16 protein-coding genes are annotated in these 16,591 nt (G+C 69.6%); 10 read left to right on the forward strand and 6 right to left on the reverse strand.

Translation table 11 applies throughout. The features are described from left to right. Positions 1 to 35 precede the first annotated feature (35 nt). The 10 genes from L880_RS0114465 (at position 36) to L880_RS0114510 (ending at position 11,060) form a co-directional block, all read left to right on the forward strand. The gene (locus L880_RS0114465; RefSeq protein ID WP_027476286.1) at positions 36 to 776 is read left to right on the forward strand and encodes a TetR/AcrR family transcriptional regulator; all 741 of its coding nucleotides are present in this window, start codon (positions 36 to 38) and stop codon (positions 774 to 776) included. Further along, positions 773 to 1,714, forward strand: coding sequence for an SDR family oxidoreductase (locus tag L880_RS32425; RefSeq protein ID WP_043329503.1), 942 nt, complete (start codon positions 773 to 775; stop codon positions 1,712 to 1,714). Before L880_RS0114465 ends, L880_RS32425 begins: the two co-directional genes overlap by 4 nt. Continuing rightward, positions 1,711 to 3,324 carry an acyl-CoA carboxylase subunit beta gene (locus tag L880_RS0114475; protein ID WP_027476287.1) on the forward strand — a complete coding sequence of 538 codons (1,614 nt, stop codon included), beginning with the start codon at positions 1,711 to 1,713 and terminating at the stop codon, positions 3,322 to 3,324. The genes L880_RS32425 and L880_RS0114475 overlap by 4 nt, the downstream gene beginning before the upstream one ends. A 60-nt stretch (positions 3,325 to 3,384) precedes the next feature. Next, positions 3,385 to 4,563 carry an acyl-CoA dehydrogenase family protein gene (locus tag L880_RS0114480; RefSeq protein WP_027476288.1) on the forward strand — a complete coding sequence of 393 codons (1,179 nt, stop codon included), beginning with the start codon at positions 3,385 to 3,387 and terminating at the stop codon, positions 4,561 to 4,563. A 21-nt stretch (positions 4,564 to 4,584) separates the two neighbouring features. Then, a complete protein-coding gene (locus tag L880_RS0114485) occupies positions 4,585 to 5,400 on the forward strand; it encodes an enoyl-CoA hydratase/isomerase family protein (RefSeq protein ID WP_027476289.1) in 816 nt (271 codons plus the stop codon). Further along, on the forward strand, positions 5,400 to 7,397 hold the full coding sequence (locus L880_RS0114490; RefSeq protein WP_027476290.1) for an acetyl/propionyl/methylcrotonyl-CoA carboxylase subunit alpha: 1,998 nt from the start codon (positions 5,400 to 5,402) through the stop codon (positions 7,395 to 7,397). Before L880_RS0114485 ends, L880_RS0114490 begins: the two co-directional genes overlap by 1 nt. Further along, positions 7,394 to 8,560: an acyl-CoA dehydrogenase family protein gene (locus L880_RS0114495; protein ID WP_027476291.1), complete on the forward strand. Its 1,167-nt coding sequence runs from the start codon at positions 7,394 to 7,396 to the stop codon at positions 8,558 to 8,560. The genes L880_RS0114490 and L880_RS0114495 overlap by 4 nt, the downstream gene beginning before the upstream one ends. Further along, a complete protein-coding gene (locus tag L880_RS0114500; protein ID WP_019574169.1) occupies positions 8,557 to 9,042 on the forward strand; it encodes a thioesterase family protein in 486 nt (161 codons plus the stop codon). The genes L880_RS0114495 and L880_RS0114500 overlap by 4 nt, the downstream gene beginning before the upstream one ends. 48 nt (positions 9,043 to 9,090) lie before the next feature. Then, positions 9,091 to 9,987, forward strand: coding sequence for a beta-keto acid cleavage family enzyme (locus tag L880_RS0114505; protein WP_027476292.1), 897 nt, complete (start codon positions 9,091 to 9,093; stop codon positions 9,985 to 9,987). Between the two features lie 122 nt (positions 9,988 to 10,109). Further along, positions 10,110 to 11,060: a tetratricopeptide repeat protein gene (locus L880_RS0114510; protein ID WP_157462882.1), complete on the forward strand. Its 951-nt coding sequence runs from the start codon at positions 10,110 to 10,112 to the stop codon at positions 11,058 to 11,060. Between the two features lie 113 nt (positions 11,061 to 11,173). On the opposite strand, the gene L880_RS0114520 is transcribed toward L880_RS0114510, so the two are convergent. The 6 genes from L880_RS0114520 to L880_RS0114545 form a co-directional block, all read right to left on the reverse strand. Next, positions 11,174 to 11,497, reverse strand: coding sequence for a helix-turn-helix domain-containing transcriptional regulator (locus tag L880_RS0114520; RefSeq protein WP_027476294.1), 324 nt, complete (start codon positions 11,495 to 11,497; stop codon positions 11,174 to 11,176). Continuing rightward, positions 11,481 to 11,849, reverse strand: a complete 369-nt coding sequence (locus L880_RS34985; protein WP_084461313.1) for a type II toxin-antitoxin system RelE/ParE family toxin — start codon at positions 11,847 to 11,849, stop codon at positions 11,481 to 11,483. Before L880_RS34985 ends, L880_RS0114520 begins: the two co-directional genes overlap by 17 nt. A 799-nt stretch (positions 11,850 to 12,648) precedes the next feature. Next, positions 12,649 to 13,416, reverse strand: coding sequence for an enoyl-CoA hydratase (locus L880_RS0114530; protein WP_027476296.1), 768 nt, complete (start codon positions 13,414 to 13,416; stop codon positions 12,649 to 12,651). Between the two features lie 63 nt (positions 13,417 to 13,479). Then, on the reverse strand, positions 13,480 to 14,334 hold the full coding sequence (locus L880_RS0114535; RefSeq protein ID WP_027476297.1) for an acyl-CoA thioesterase: 855 nt from the start codon (positions 14,332 to 14,334) through the stop codon (positions 13,480 to 13,482). 29 nt (positions 14,335 to 14,363) lie between these two features. Further along, a complete protein-coding gene (locus L880_RS0114540) occupies positions 14,364 to 15,260 on the reverse strand; it encodes an alpha/beta hydrolase family protein (protein ID WP_027476298.1) in 897 nt (298 codons plus the stop codon). A 122-nt stretch (positions 15,261 to 15,382) separates the two neighbouring features. Beyond that, positions 15,383 to 16,582, reverse strand: coding sequence for an acetyl-CoA C-acyltransferase (locus L880_RS0114545; protein ID WP_027476299.1), 1,200 nt, complete (start codon positions 16,580 to 16,582; stop codon positions 15,383 to 15,385). Positions 16,583 to 16,591: the final 9 nt, after the last annotated feature.

The following is a 16,591-nucleotide window of genomic DNA, read 5'->3' on the forward strand; positions in this document are numbered from 1 at the left end:
TGCTATAAATAAAAGGTTTTGTTATCGTGCCGTGCATGGAAGCCCCTGCACGCCGCCGCGCGACCCCCAAAGCCTCCCTGGAGTCCCCCCAGAAAGCCGCCGCAGCGGCCCCTGCTGCCGCTGCCGATGAAAGCCCCGCGTCTGAAACCCCTGAAGCGCGCCGCCCCCGTGGCCGCCCCCGCAAGACGGTGGAAGAGCTCGACGACGGCAACCGCCGCCGCGCCCTCATCGAAGGCGCCGCACGCCTGTTCCGCACCCAGGGCTTCGACGCCACCAGCACCCGCGACATCGCGGCCGCCGCCGGCATGCACAGCGGCTCGCCCTTCTACCATTTCGAAAGCAAGACCGCCCTGCTGCATGCGGTGATGGACGAGGGCATGGTGCTGGCCCTGCACAGCCAGAAAAACGCCCTGGCCCTGCTGCCGCCCAGCGCCTCGCCGCGCGAACGCCTGCGCGTGCTGGTGCGGCATCACTTCGAGATCCTGCTCGGGCCCCACAGCGACTTCATCCCGGTGATGCTGTACGAATGGCGCTCGCTGAGCCCGGCCCAGCAAAAAAGCATTGCCCGCGTCAAGGACGACTACGAAGGCCTCTGGATGCCGGTGCTGCAGGCCCTGGCCGAGCAGGGCGCGCTGCAGGCCGAGCCGGCGGTGGCGCGGCTGTTCATCTTCGGCGCCCTCAACTGGTCGGTGCAGTGGTTCGACCCGCAGCGCGGCATGACGCTGGACCAGCTCACCGAGCAGGCCCTGGCCCTGTTCACCCGGGAGACCCCATGACTGCACCAGCCCCCTCGCCCCACTACCGATCCGTGTTCGCGCCAGGCCTCTTCAAGGACCAGGTGATCCTGGTGACGGGGGGCGGCTCGGGCATCGGCCGCTGCACCGCCCACGAACTGGCCCGCCTGGGCGCCCAGGTGGTGTTGTTGGGCCGCCAGCCCGACAAGCTGGCCACCGTGCAGGCCGAGATCGAGGCCGATGGTGGCTGCGCCAGCACCGAGCTGTGCGATATCCGCCAGGAAGACGCGGTGGTGGCCATGGTGCAGCGGGTGCTGGCCCGCCATGGCCGCCTCGACGGCCTGGTCAACAACGCGGGCGGCCAGTACATGACCCCGCTGTCGGCCATCTCGGCCAAGGGCTGGGAGGCCGTGGTCAACACCAACCTCACCGGGGGCTTTCTGGTGGCGCGCGAGTGCTACCGCCAACACATGGCCGCCCACGGCGGAGCCATCGTCAACATCGTGGCCGACATCTGGGGCTCGATGCCGGGCATGGGCCACAGCGGCGCGGCACGGGCCGGCATGGTCAGCCTGACCGAGACCGCCTCGCTCGAATGGGCCGCCGACGGCGTGCGCGTGAACGCCGTGGCCCCGGGCTACATCGCCTCCAGCGGCATGGACCACTACCCGCCCGAGGCCGCCGAACACCTGCGCGCCATGCGCCAGACCGTGCCGCTGGGCCGCTTCGGCAATGAGGCCGAGGTGTCGGCCGCCATCGTCTTTCTGCTGAGCCCGGCCGCCAGCTTCATCAGCGGCAGCACGCTGCGCGTCGATGGCGCCCGGCCCCAGACCCGCCTGGGCTGGCCCATGGCCGTGCCCACGCCGGCCCAGCGCGAACGCGCCGCCGTGCGCCCCTTCGACGGCTTTCACCGCGCCCAGGTGCCGCGCGTGTTCGCTCAGCCCGCCCCACCCCACAACGCGCAGGAGCCCCAGCCATGAGTCGCTTCGAATCCCGCTGGAACCCGCAAGCCCCGGCCGCCCTGCAGCGCCGCGAAGCCGTGCTGGCCCGGCTGGCCGCGTTGCGCGCCCTGGAAGACCGGGCCGCCGCCGCCTCGGCCCGCTCGCGCCCGGTGTTCGAGAAGCGCGGCCAGTTGCTGCCGCGCGAACGCGTGGCCCTGCTGCTCGACCCGGGCAGCGCCTGGCTGCCGCTGGCCACGCTGGCCGGCTACCTGCATGACGTGACAGACCCGGCCCGCTCGGTGCCCGGCGGCGGCATGATCGCCGGCATCGGTCAGGTGTCGGGCGTGCGCTGCATGGTGGTGGCCAGCGACTCGGGCATCGAGGCCGGCGCCATCCAGCCCATGGGGCTCGAAAAGATCCTGCGGGTGCAGGAGATCGCCCTGCAGAACCGGCTGCCCTTTGTGCACCTGGTGGAGAGCGCCGGCGCCAACCTGATGCGCTACCGCGTCGAGGGCTTTGTGCACGGCGGCAGCCTGTTCCGCAACCTGGCGCGCCTGTCGGCCGCCGGCATCCCCGTGATCACGGTGCAGCACGGCTCGGGCACCGCGGGCGGGGCCTACATGCCGGGCCTCAGCGATGTGGTGATCATGGTGCGCGCGCGCTCGCGGGCCTTTCTGGCCGGGCCGCCGCTGCTCAAGGCCGCCACCGGCGAGATCGCCACCGAAGAAGAGCTCGGCGGCGCCGAGATGCACTGCAGCATGTCGGGCCTGGGCGAGTACCTGGCCGAGGACGACCGCCACGCCCTGGCCCTGGCGCGCGAGGTGCTGGCCACGATCGACTGGCCGACCCAGCCCACCACCCGGGCGGCCACGCCCCCGCTCTACCCCGCCGACGACCTGCTGGGCCTGATCTCGGACGACCTGCGTCAGCCGGTCGACATGCGTGAGGTGATGGCCCGCCTGGCCGATGGCTCCGAGCTGCTCGAGTTCAAGCCCCTATATGGTGCCGCCACCGTGTGCGCCCAGGCGCGCATCGAGGGCCGGCCGCTGGGCTTCATCAGCAACAACGGCCCCATCGATGTGGCCGGCGCCAACAAGGCCACCCACTTCATCCAGTGGATGTGCCAGCTGGGCCACCCCATCGTCTACCTGCAGAACACCACGGGCTACATGGTGGGCAAGGACAGCGAGCAGGGCGGCATGATCAAGCACGGCAGCAAGATGATCCAGGCCGTGACCAACGCCACCGTGCCCCAGATCACGCTGCAATGCGGCGCCAGCTTCGGGGCCGGCAACTACGGCATGTGCGGGCGCGGTTATGCGCCGCGCTTTCTCTTCACCTGGCCGCAGGCGCGCACCGCGGTGATGGGGGGCGAGCAGGCCGCCCGCACCATGCAGATCGTGACCGAGGCCGCCCTGGCGCGCAAAGGCCAGACCCCCGACCCCCAGCAGGCCCAGACCCAGTTCGAGCAGATCGTGGCCATGTTCGAGGCCCAGGCCGATGTGTTCCACACCAGCGCCCTGCTGCTGGACGACGGTGTGATCGACCCGCGCGACAGCCGCGCCGTGCTGGCCCAGTGCCTGGCCCTGTGCGCCGAGGCCGAAGCGCGCCCCGTGCGGCCGATGCAGTTCGGGGTGGCCCGCATGTAAGCCCACGCCGCCCAAGGCCAGTCGCGCCCCTCTCATGAACGACAAAAACGGAGACACACCATGCAATTCACCCATGAGCACCGCGAGATCCAGAAGACGCTCAAGCGCTTCATCGACACCGAGATCAACCCCCATGTGGATGAGTGGGAAGAGGACGAGATCTTTCCGGCCCACGAGGTGTTCAAGAAGATGGGGCAGTTGGGCCTGCTCGGCCTGACCAAGCCCGAGGCCTATGGCGGCGCCGGCCTGGACTACAGCTACGGCCTGGCCATGACCGAGACCCTGGGCCACATCGACTGCGGCGGCGTGCCGATGGCGATTGGCGTGCAGACCGACATGTGCACCCCGGCGCTGGCGCGCTTCGGCAGCGACGAACTGCGCCGCGAGTTCCTGGCCCCGGCCATCGCGGGCGATGCGGTGGGCTGCATCGGCGTGTCCGAGCCCGGCGCCGGCAGCGACGTGGCCGGCATCAAGAGCGTGGCGCGCAAGGACGGCGACGACTACGTCATCACCGGCCAGAAGATGTGGATCACCAACAGCCTGCAGGCCGACTGGATGTGCATGCTGGTCAACACCGGCGAGGGCCCGGTGCACAAGAACAAGAGCCTGATCATGGTGCCCATGCGCGAGGGCCGCAATGGCCGCCTCACCCGCGGCATCGAGGTGGCGCGCAAGATCAAGAAAATCGGCATGAACAGCAGCGACACCGGCCTGATCTACTTCGACGAGGTGCGGGTGCCACAGCGCAACCTGATCGGGGTCGAGGGCCAGGGCTTCATCTACCAGATGCAGCAGTTCCAGGAAGAGCGCCTGTGGGCCGCCGCCAGCTGCCTGCAGTCGCTGGAGAACTGCCTCAACGCCACCATCGAATGGGCCCAGGAACGCAAGATGTTCGGCGCCACCCTGGCCGACCAGCAGTGGGTGCAGTTCAAGCTGGCCGAGATGAAGACCGAGCTGGAGAGCCTGCGCGCCCTCACCTACCGCGCCTGCGAGCTGTATGTGCAGGGCCAGGACGTGACCGAGCTGGCCAGCATGGCCAAGCTCAAGGCCGGGCGCCTGAACCGCAGCATCCCCGACGGCTGCCTGCAGTTCTGGGGCGGCATGGGCTTCACCTGGGAGAACAAGGTGGCCCGCCTGTACCGCGATGGCCGGCTGGGCTCGATCGGCGGCGGCGCCGACGAGGTGATGCTGGGCATCCTGGCCAAGATCATGGGCATCGCCAAGCGCTCGCGCGCCTGAGACCCGCAGGAGGCACAGGCCATGTCCCACTTGCTGATCGACCGCCAACCCCTGGGCCCGGGCTGGATGGAACACTGGGTGCTGAACGACCCGGCCAGCCGCAACGCCCTGACGGCCGAGCTGGTGCAGGCCCTGGGGCAGGCCTGTGCCCGGGCCGCGCAAGACCCGGCCCTGCGCACCGTGGTGCTGCGCGGCGCGGGCGGCAGCTTCTGCGCCGGCGGCAGCCTGGGCGGCTTTGCCAACAGCCTGGGCCAGGCCCTGGCCCCCGGCCAGCCCGACCCGCTGGTGCCCATGAACCGCGAGTTCGGGCACCTGCTGGAGGCGCTGTGCGCCCTGCCCCAGACCCTGTTGGCCGCCGTGGACGGCCCCGCCATGGGCGGTGGCCTGGGCCTGGTGTGCTGCGCCGACTGGGTGCTGGCCACGCCGGGCGCGGTGCTGGCCGCGCCCGAGGTGACGCTGGGCATCGTGCCGGCCCAGATCGCCCCCTTTGTGCTGCGCCGGCTCGGCGACGCCCGCGCCCGCCGCTGGCTGTTGGGTGGCGAGCGCCACTCGGCCGAACAGGCCCTGGCCGACGGCCTGGTGACCGAGGTGGTGCCCGATCTGAATGCCGGCCTGGCAGCCCGACTGCTGGCCCTGAGCGCCGCGGCCCCCGGCGCCGTGGCGGCCACCAAGGCCTTGCTGCAGGCCGGGCAGCCGCCCCTGCCCGCCTGGCTGGACCAGGCCGCCCAGGCGTTTGCCAGCGCCTTGCGCGGCCCCGAGGCGGCCGCCGGCCTGCAGGCCTTTGCCCGCAAACAAGCTGCGCCCTGGCGCGCCCCTGATGGAAGTACGAGGGCCTGATGTTCAAACGACTGCTGATCGCCAACCGCGGCGAAATCGCCCGCCGCATCATCCGCACCGCCCGGGCCCTGGGCCTGGAGACGGTGGCCGTGTTTTCCGAACCCGACGCCCAGGCCCTGCACGTGCGCGAGGCTGACCAGGCCTTTGCCCTGGGCGGCGAGCGTTCGGCCGACAGCTACCTGCGGGTAGAACGCCTGCTTGAAGCCGCCCGCGCCACCGGCGCCGACGCGCTGCACCCGGGCTATGGCTTTCTGAGCGAGAACGCCGACTTTGCCCAGGCCGTGCTCGACGCCGGCCTGCACTGGATCGGCCCGCCCCCGGAAGCCATCCGGGCGCTGGGCAGCAAGGCCGGTGCCAAGGCCCTGGCCCTGGCCCATGGCGTGCCCTGCCTGCCTGGCTACGCGGGCGAAGAGCAAAGCCCGGAACGCTTTGCCGCCGAGGCTGAGCGCATCGGCTACCCCGTGATGGTGAAGGCCGTGGCCGGTGGCGGTGGCCGTGGCATGCGCCTGGTGCAGGCCCCGGCCCCACTGGCTGCGGCGCTGGACAGCGCCCACAGCGAGGCCTTGGCCGGCTTTGGCGATGGCCGCCTGCTGATCGAGCGGGCCCTGCTGCGGCCGCGCCACGTCGAGTTGCAGGTGTTTGCCGACCGCCACGGCCACGTGGTGCACCTGGGCGAGCGCGACTGCTCGGTGCAGCGGCGCCACCAGAAGATCATCGAAGAAGCCCCCAGCCCCGCCGTGGGCCCCGGCCTGCGCCAGCGCATGGGCGAGTGCGCCGTGGCCCTGGCCCGGGCCGCCGGCTATGTAGGTGCCGGCACGGTGGAGTTCCTGCTGGACGGCGACGACTTCTACCTGATGGAGATGAACACCCGGCTACAGGTGGAACACCCTGTCACCGAGGCCCTGACCGGGCTGGACCTGGTCGAGTGGCAGCTGCGCGTGGCCCGGGGCGAGCCCCTGCCCCTGAGCCAGGAGCAGATCCGCTTCGAAGGCCATGCCATCGAGGTGCGCCTGTGCGCCGAAGACGAGCACTTCCGCCCCCACACCGGCCGCGTGCTGGGCTTTGCCCAGCCGCCTGGGGTCGTGCATTTCGAGAACCCCGACGCCCAGAGTGGGCTGCGCTTCGACCACGCGCTCGAGATCGGCACCGAGGTCAGCCCGCATTACGACGCCATGCTGGGCAAGCTGATCGCCTATGCGCCCACACGGGACCAAGCCATCGCGCGCCTGCGCCAGGGGCTGGCAGCCACCGTGCTGTTGGGCCTGCCCAGCAACCGGGCCTTTCTGTCGGCCTGCCTGGACCACCCGGTGTTCCGCGCCGGCCAGGCCCTGATCCCCTTTCTGGCCGAGCACGGCGATGCGCTGCGCACCCAGCTGAGCGCCCACGAGGCCGAGCACCTGGGCGGGGCCTGGCCGGTGCTGCTGTGGGGCCGGCAGGGCCTGGCCACTGCCCTGGGTTGCCCGCTGGAGCGCCCCCTGCGGCTGCGCCACCGCGAGCGCGTGCACGATTGGCTGGTGCGCGAGACCGGCGCCGGCCGGGCCCTGGCCCGGCAAGGCGAAGCGGCCGCGCAAAGCATCGAACTGCAAGCCCAGCCCGGTGGCGGCTGGCTGCTGAACCTGGACGGGCGCCGCCTGGGCGTGCAGGCCTTGGCCGTGGGCCCGTGGCGCTGGCATGTGCAGCTGGCCGGCGTGGACCTGTGGCTGGACGACGCCTCGTTCGAACCGGCCGGGCGCGGCCCGGCAGACGCCCAGGCCCTGGAGCTGCGTGCCCCCTTCAACGGCCGGGTGATCCGCATCGCCGCCGAAGTGGGCCAGGTGCTGGCCGCCGGCGACGCGCTGGTGGTGATCGAGTCGATGAAGCTGGAGCACAACCTGGCCGCCGCCGGCCCGGCCCGCGTGGCCGAGCTGCTGGTGAGCCCGGGCCAGCAGGTCAGCCCCGGCCAATGCCTGCTGCGCCTGGCGCCGCTCAACGACCCGGTTCTGGAGGCCCAGCCATGAGTGAGCGCCCCGACGACACCCTGCAGGCCGACCGGACCGCGCTGAGCGACACGGTGGCCCGCTTTGCGCGCAACGAGATCGCCCCGCACGTGGGCGACTGGGACGCGGCGGGCGAGTTTCCGCGCAGCCTGTACCGGCGCGCGGGCGATCTGGGCCTGCTGGGCCTGGGCTACCCCGAGGCCTATGGCGGCACACCGGCCCCCTATGCGCTGCGCCTGTCGCTGTGGCAGGCGCTGTGCCGGCACGGGGGCAGTGGCGGGGTGCTGGCCAGCCTGCTGTCGCACAACATCGGCCTGCCGCCCATCCTGCACCACGGCAGCGAAGCCTTGCGTGAACAGGTGATCCCGCCGGTGCTGCGCGGCGAGCAGATCGCGGCCCTGGCCATCACCGAGCCCGGCGGCGGCTCGGATGTGGCGGCCCTGCGCACCACGGCCCGGCGCGAGGGCGACCACTATGTGATCGATGGCGAGAAGACCTTCATCACCTCGGGCCTGCGGGCCGACTGGATCACCCTGGCGGTGCGCACCGGCGAGCCGGGCAGCAAGGGGGCCGGGGGCATCTCGATGATCGTGGTGCCCGGCGCCAGCGCCGGCCTGACACGCCAGCCCCTGCAGAAGATGGGCTGGCTGTGCTCCGATACGGCACAGCTGCACTTTGACGGCGTGCGCGTGCCCGCCAGCCACCTGCTGGGCGAAGAGGGCGCGGGCTTTCGCATCATCATGGGCAACTTCAATGCCGAGCGCTTCGGCATGTCGGCGGCGGCGCTGGGCTTCAGCCAAGCCTGCTACGACGAAGCCCTGACCTGGGCGCGCCAGCGCAAGACCTTTGGTGCGGCCCTGGTCGAGCGCCAGGTGATCCGCCACAAGCTGGTCGACATGCAGATGCGCATCCACTCGACCGCGGCCTGGCTGGAACAGGTGGCGGCCCGCGCCGACGCCGGCGACACCGGCCCCGACTGGGTGGCCCAGGTGTGCCTGCTGAAGAACCACAGCACCCAGACCATGCAGTTCTGCGCCGACCAGGCGGTGCAGATCCTGGGCGGCATGGGCTTCATGCGCGGCACGGTCAGCGAGCGCCTGTACCGCGAGGTCAAAGTGATGATGATCGGGGGCGGCGCCGAGGAAATCATGAAAGACCTGGCCGCACGACAATGGGGCTTATGAGCAAACCCCACGCCCCCCTGCCCCAGGCTTTCGAGCCCGAGTTCGAAACCGGCCTGAAGAAGATCTTCGAAGAGATGATCGTCTTCAACACCGTGCTCGGCCTGAAGATCACTTCGCTCAAGCCCGACACGGTGAGCGCGCGCATCGACATGAAGCACGAGCTGATCGGCCACTTCAGCTACAACCGCCTGCACGGCGGGGTGGCTGCTGCCGGGCTGGATGCCCTGGGTGGCCTCGCGGTGATGGCCGCCATCGGCGCCCGCCACATGGACGAAGCCCCGATGGAGCGGCTCAAGCGCTTTTCCAAGCTGGGCACCATCGACCTGCGCGTCGACTACCTGCGCCCCGCCATCGGCGAATTCTTCACCCTGCATGCCGAGGTGCTGCGCCTGGGCTCGCGCGTGGCCTCCACGCGCATGGAGTTCCGCGGCCCCGACGGCACCCTGATGTCGACCGGCACGGGGGCCTACATCGTTTCGTAACCCACCGGGCGGCCTCGCCGTGCCGGTCTCAGTCCCCAGGAGACACCCATGACCCACAGCGACAAGGCCATCATCACCTGCTCCATCACCGGTGTGCTGACCGACCCCGGCCAGCACCATGTGCCCGTGACCCCCGCCGAACTGGCCGCCGAGGCGCGCCGCGCCTACGACGCCGGGGCCTCGGTGGTGCACGTGCACTTCCGCCAGCAAAGCCCGGGCAAGGGCCACCTGCCCAGCTGGGACCCGGCCGTGGCCCTGGCCTGCACCGAGGCCATGCGCGAGGCCTGCCCCGGCCTGATCATCAACCAGACCACGGGCGTGGTCGGCCCCGACTACCAGGGCCCGCTGGACTGCCTGCGCGCCACCCGGCCCGAGATGGCGGCCTGCAACGCGGGCTCGCTCAACTACCTCAAGGTGCGCAGCAACGGCCAATGGGCCTGGCCGCCGATGATGTTCGACAACCCGCCGGCCAAGGTGCAGGATTTTCTGGACGTGATGCGCGAGACCGGCACCCTGCCCGAGTTCGAGTGCTTTGACGTGGGCATCGTGCGCTGCGTCGAGATGTATGTGCAGACCGGCATGTACAGCGGCCTGCCCGAGTACAACTTTGTCATGGGCGTGGAGTCGGGCATGCCGGCCGACCCCGATCTGCTGCCCATCCTGCTCAAGCTCAAGCTGCCCGGCGCCCAGTGGCAGAGCACGGTGATCGGGCGCGCCGAGATCTGGCCCGTGCACCGCCGCACCGCCGAGCTGGGCGGGCACCTGCGCAGCGGGCTGGAAGACACCTTCTACCTGCCCACAGGCGAGAAAGTGCCCTCCAACGGCCCCCTGATCGAGCAACTGGCCCGCTACGCCCGCGAGGCCGGGCGCGAGGTGGCCACGCCGGCCGAAGCCCGCCAGATGCTGGGCCTGGCCGCCTCGGCGCCGCTTGCTGTATCAAATTGATTCAACCTTGAAGGGCTTGAGTTGTCAGCCAAGTGGCACCATATGGCGTTTTGAAGCCGGCAGCCGAGTTTTGAGCACCACGCACGGAACCCGCTGCCAGCCGCTTGAAGGAGCCCCTGAACATGATGCTGACTGCCTTTACCCCCTCTCCTGCGAGCCCCGCCGGGGCCCGCAGCCGGCGCCTGCTGGCCGGCCTGGCCCTGGCCTTGGCGGCGTCGTTCGCCTGGGCCCTGCCCACGCCCAAGGACATCGAACAGGCCGTGAACGCCGGCGAGTACCGGCAGGCCGAAACCATGCTGCGCGAGGTGATCAAGGAAAAGCCTCAAAGCGCCAAGGCCCAGTACGAACTGGGTGAGGTGCTGGCCCGCGAAGGCCGCAACGTGGAAGCCCGCGCCGCCCTGCAAGAGGCGCAGCGCCTGGACCCCTCGCTGAAGTTCGCCTCCAGCCCGCAGCGCTTCACCGACCTGCTCAACAAGATCCCCAAGACCGATTCGCTGTCGTCGACCGCCCCCGGCGCCTCGCTGGGTGGCCCGGCCCCCAAGCCCGCCCACGCCAACAACAGCCCAGCCGTGGTGAGCCAGAGCGCACCGGCCCCGGCCAGTTCGGGCTCCTCGTTTCCCTGGGGCTACATCCTGATCGCCGGCGGTGTGCTGTTCGTGGTCTGGAAGCTGGCCACCCGTGTGCTGCCCTCGCCCAGCCCGGCCCCCGGCATGGCAGGTGACGCCGCCTTCGGCCGCGGCCCCGTGGCCCAGCCCGGCTTTGGTCAACCCGGTTACGGCCAGCCCGGCTATGGCGCCCCGCCCAGCAGCGGCCCCGGCATCGGTGGCGTGGTGCTCGGCGGCCTGGCCGGCGCTGCGGCCGGCTATGGCCTGGCCAAGGTGCTGGAACACGGCAACGAAGACCGTAGCAACCACGACTCGGGCGGTGGCGGTGGTGGCAGCAACCTGGGCAGTGGCGGCGGCTACAGCCCGATCGACAACCCGCCGGACTATGGCTCGTTCGATGCCGGCAGTGGTGGCAGCGACTCCTGGGACAGTGGGGGTGGGTCGTCGTCGGACGACAACAACTGGTGATGCGGGGTCATCGCCAGCGCCGGCCAGCGGTGTGTTTTGCATCGCTGGGGGCGGGATGAGGAAGCCGGGTTTGCCCGGCTTTTTGTTTTTTCGGGCATCGTGACGCGCCCCCGTTAAGCAGCCTCGATCACCCGAACCGACAGGCTCACCTTCAGGCAGGCCCGGATGGCACCAAAGATGGCCGCCAGGTTGTCCATGCTCGGATTGCCTTTGGGGGACAGCATGCGATGAAGGCTCTTGCTGGGCTTGCGTGTCAGTTCAGCCAGCCCTTCAAATCCGACCGTTGCCGAGACCAACTCACGCAGGATGACGCGGGCGGCTTCGGGCTCGCCACTGAGAAAGAGCGTGGCGGCCTCGTCCAACAAGGCCTTGGCAAAGGCTGGATCGCGGGCGACGCGCTGAGCGATGGTGTGCTTGTAGTTACGGGTCAAGGTCATGGGGCTTGCTTCTCTTTCCTGGCTGGGAGTTGCTTTGTTTTCGTGCCTTATATTCAGCACGCAAGACCAGCGCCTGTTCAATCGCCTTCTGTTGATTCTTTTTGCTGCTGCCGCCCAACAAAATGAGCAACGTCGCACCGTCTTGCATCAGGTAGATGCGGTAACCCGGCCCCCAGTCGATCTTGCATTCGCCTATACCGCGAAACCACTCAACATTCGATGTATTGCCGAGTTGAAGTCGAACCTTCGCTACAGCCACTTTGGCTGCAGCATGGACATCAAGCCCTTCAAACCACACTTGATAGGGACTGCTGCCATCCTCCCGGATGTATTCTTCGACCTGGATTTTCATTTCCAGAAGGTAACGTATAGGTTACCAAAAATCTGTGCGGCTATCTTCCGAACTTGACCTTTCCCGAATGGGCTTTTGTTCTTTGTTGGGGGGCGGAGGCCGGGATTGCGCCCCGGCGGGCGCCTCACTTTCTTTGTCTCGCCAAAGAAAGTAAGCAAAGAAAGGCGACCCGACGTGCACGCCCTGCTGCGCAGGGTCCGCTGCGCTGCTCAACTTGGGCGGGGTCTCGCTAAACTCGCTGCGCTCAAACAGACGCGAGCCCTTTATCCGCCCAAGTCTGCGCTGCTCGCCGTGCCCGACGGGAGGGTGGGGAGCGGGAACCGACGGCTGCTGCTGCGCAGCGACGCCTGTTTGTTTCAATCGGAGGGCGCGGCTGCTTCGCAGCGCGGAGGCGCATGGGCGCTCTGCCCGACAAATCACACAACTACCCACCAGCGCCGCTGGATGCACCGGCTTGACTGATTTCGTCAGTGCATTCGCAAGCTCGCCCGATCCCGACTTCCCCGTGGGGCAGGGCCGAGCAGCGGAGTGCCAGGTGGATAAGGGCTCGCGTCTGTTTGAGCGCAGCGAGTTTAGCGAGACCCCACCTGGCGCGAGCAGCGCAGGGAACCACGAAGTGGCCCTGACTTCGGGTCGCCTTTCTTTGCTTACTTTCTTTGGCGAAGCAAAGAAAGTGAGGCGGCCGCCGAGCCGCAATCCCGGCCTCCGACCTGAAACAAAGAGCAGAAACCACAGAGCGCAGCGGCACAACAAAGCCACAAGCAAGTGGAAAAGGCACGCCCCCTTCAGGGCGCTCCCCTTAAACCTGGCTGAAATCCGGCCGCCGTTTCTCCAGAAACGCCGTGAACGCCTCCTTGGCCGCCGGCTCACCCAGCATGCGGCCAAAGCTGGCCCCTTCTTCAGCCATGCGCTGGGCCACCAGGGCCGACTGGCCGCCCTTCATCAGGCGCTTGGTCTCGACCAGCGAAGTCAGCGGCTTGGCGGCCAGTTTGCGGGCCACGGTCTGGGCCACGCCGTTGCACTCGGTGGGGGGCACCACGCGGTTCACCAGGCCCACTTCCAGGGCCGCTTCGGCCATGAAGGGCTCGCCCAGCAGCAAGGCCTCGGCCGCGCGGTGGTAACCCAGCATCTGCGGCACCAGCAGACTCGAGGCCGCCTCGGGGCACAGGCCCAGGTTCACGAAAGGCATCGAGAAGGCCGCGTTGTCGCCCGCGTAGACCAGGTCGCAATGGAACAGCATCGTGGTGCCGATGCCCACGGCCGGGCCGCAGACCGCGGCCACCACGGGCTTGGGGAAGGCGGCCAGGTTGTGCAGGAAGCGGAACACCGGCGAGTTCATGCCTGCTGGCGGCTTGTTCAGGAAATCGCCGATGTCGTTGCCGGCGCTGAAGATCGCGATGTCGCCCTGGAACACCACCACGCGCACGGCAGCATCGGCCTCGGCCGCAGCCAGCGCATCGGCCATGGCGGCGTACATGTCGGCGGTGATCGAGTTCTTCTTGTCGACCCTGTTCAGGGTGATGGTGCTGACACCGGCTTCGGTGTGGATCAGGATGTCTTGGCTCATGAGGAGGGGCTCCTTGTGGGGGTGGGCAGAAAGGCGGGACTCAAGCGAGGGATGTGCCCCGACCTATTCCTTGAAATAGACGATCTGGTGCGTGCTGACCAGCAGGCGGCCGGCCTGGTTCCAGAGCTGGGCGGTCTGGTCGAAGAAGCCGTTGCGGAACTCCTGCGCCCGGGCCTGGCCCAGCACAAAGCCCGTGCCGGTGGCGGCCAATTCGGCCTGGCCGACATGGAAGTACGTGGTGATCGAGACCGTGCCGGCCGGCACCCGCGAGGCCCGGCGCAGCCAGACGCGCGGAAAGAAGATGTCCGACAGGGCGGCCAGGGCCGGAAAGTCGAGCGGGCGCGGCGGGTCGTCGCGCATCCACAGCTGCGACAGGCTGTTGTCGCCCCGGCCGTCCCAGGTGTGCGGGATCACGCCGGTGACCGGGCGCATCTCGTAGCGCTCGATCCAGGCCACGCCCTTGGGCGGGTGCATGCGCTGCAGCGATTCGGGGGCGGGCACCTCGGGGATGGGCGTGTCGGACACGCTCCAGGTTTCGCGACGCGCCGCCGAGACCGCCGTGGCCGTGGTGGTGACCACGGGCTGCCCCTCGGCATCGCGCTGCACGATGGAGATCGTCCAGTGCTGGGTGGAGCGGTTGGTGCGCACCGGCTGGGCCTGCACCTCGAACTCGCCCTCGGCCAGGGCCCCGGCGTAGTTCACGGTCAGCGACAGCGGCTCGCCCAGCAGGGCCGGGTGCTGCAGCACGGCCTGCAGGCAGGTGGCGGCGGTGGTGCCACCAAACGGCCCCACCATGTTCCAGTAGGCGGGGCTGGTGTGGCCCTGGCTGATCTGCAGCGGGCCGGCAGCAACGCCGGTGTCGGGTTGGGGCTGGGGCTGCAGTTGCAGCGCGGCGTCAAGCGGGTGGGTGGTGCTCATGGGGCAGAAGTGTGCGGCAAGGGGACGGATCAGACAGTCGAGTTTGTGACGTGCTGGCCCTGGCGCAGCACGGCCAGCGCGTTCAGGCTGGCAATGGTACGCGGCCACAGGGTGGCCCGGAACGACTCGCGGAACCAGCCGAAGTGCCCGATGCGGCGCGCCAGGGCATCGGCCGGGCGCACCACCTCGATGCGTTGCGGCGCGTTGGCGTAAAAGCCGATCAGGTTTTGCGTGCCGCGCAGGGTCATCATCTCGTCGTCCTGCACCGACAGGGCCAGCACCGGGTAGCGCACCCGGGCATAGCTCTGCTCGGCCGCCGGGCCTTCGGCGCCCACGCTGTAGCGCGGATCCAGGCACCAGCGGCGCCACTGCAGGATCACGCCCGCAGGCAGATCGCCCACCTTGCCCAGGCGGCGGCCCGGAAAGTAGCCGAAGAGGCGCGTGGCCAGGGGCACCAGCACCCACCAGAAATACGGCACGCTGCGCCGCAGCCGGGGCGCGTTGTCGCGCCAATAGCCGCTGCCCGAGGCCAGGCTCAGCAGGCCATCGACCTGCTCGGGGCGCTGGAACAGGCCGGGCAGCTGCGCGCCCAGGCTGTGGCCCAGCAGGTACAGCGGCGTGCCCGGGCAGGCGGCGCGGGCCTGGGCCACCACGGCCTCGTAGTCACGCACCCAGTCGCGCAGGTCGGCCTGGAAGCCGCGCAGCGAGCCGCGCCAGGCCGCACCGCGCGATTCGCCCACGCCCCGGTAGTCGAAGGTGGTGACGCGGTAGCCCTGCTCGGCCAGCCAGCGCGCAAAGGGCTCGTAATAGGCCTGGCGAACGCCCATGGCGGCGCCCAGCACCAGATTGGCCAAAGGGGGGGTGGCCGGCGCGTAGGTGCGCACGGCGAGCGAGGCCGAATCGACGGCCAGAACCGAGGTCTGCATCACGGCGTGTCTCCTGTTGAAAGCAGGCCAGTCTGCGCTGGCTCAGTTCATGGGGGCGGGCGGCCCGCGCTGCGGCCGCACCGCCCTGTTTGGCGCGGGTTCGGCGCTGGTTCGGCGCCGGCTCAGCAGCGTTCGAAGATGCCGGCCGCGCCCTGCCCCATGCCCACGCACATGGTGACCATGCCGTACTTGAGCTGGTGGCGTTGCAGCGCATGCACCACGGTGGCCGAGCGGATGGCGCCCGTGGCCCCCAGGGGGTGACCCAGCGCAATCGCGCCGCCCATGCGGTTGACCTTGGCCGGGTCCAGGCCCAGGGTGTTCATCACCGCCAGCGATTGGGCCGCGAAGGCTTCGTTGAGTTCGAACCAGTCGATGTCGTCCTGCTTCAGGCCGGCGTAGCGCAGGGCCGCCGGAATCGCCTCGATCGGGCCGATGCCCATGATGTGCGGCGGCACGCCCTTGCTGGCAAAGCTCACGAAGCGCGCCAGCGGCTTCAGGCCGAAGCGCTTGACGGCCGACTCGCTGGCCAGGATCAGGGCGCCGGCGCCGTCCGAGGTCTGCGAGCTGTTGCCGGCGGTGACCGAGCCGCGCGCGGCGAACACGGTCTTGAGCTTGCCCAGGCCCTCGAGCGTGGTGTCGGGGCGGGCGCCTTCGTCCAGGCTGACGGTGCGGGTCTTCAGGCTGACCTCGCCGGTGGCCAGGTCGGGGCGGCGCTCGGTCACCTCGATGGGGGTGATCTCGGCCGTGAACTCGCCGGCCTGTTGGGCCTTGAGCGCCTTCAGGTGCGACTGCAGGGCGAATTCGTCCTGCGCCTCGCGGCTCACCTTCCATTGCTGGGCCACCTTCTCGGCGGTCAGGCCCATGCCGTAGGCAATGCCCACGTCGCCGTCGCGCTCGAAGATGCTGGGCGACAGCGAGGGCGAGTTGCCCATCATGGGCACCATGCTCATGCTTTCGACGCCGGCGGCGATCATCACCTCGGCCTCGCCCACGCGGATGCGGTCGGCTGCCATCTGCACGGCCGACAGGCCGGAAGCGCAGAAGCGGTTCACGGTGATGCCGCCCACGCTGGTGGGCAGGCCCGCCAGCACCGCGGCCACACGGGCCACGTTCAGGCCCTGCTGGGCCTCGGGGATGGCGCAACCGCAGATGATGTCTTCGATGCTGGCCGGGTCCAGATCGGGCACCTGGGCCAGGGCGGCTTTCAGGGTGGTGGCCAGCAGATCATCGGGCCGGGTGTTGCGGAAGAAGCCGCGGTGCGAACGCCCGATGGGGGTGCGCGTGGCAGCAACGATGTAGGCTTCCTGGACTTGGTGGGCCATGGTGAAACT

The sequence above is a fragment of the Curvibacter gracilis ATCC BAA-807 genome (genome assembly GCF_000518645.1).
Taxonomy (GTDB): Bacteria; Pseudomonadota; Gammaproteobacteria; order Burkholderiales; family Burkholderiaceae_C; genus Curvibacter; species Curvibacter gracilis.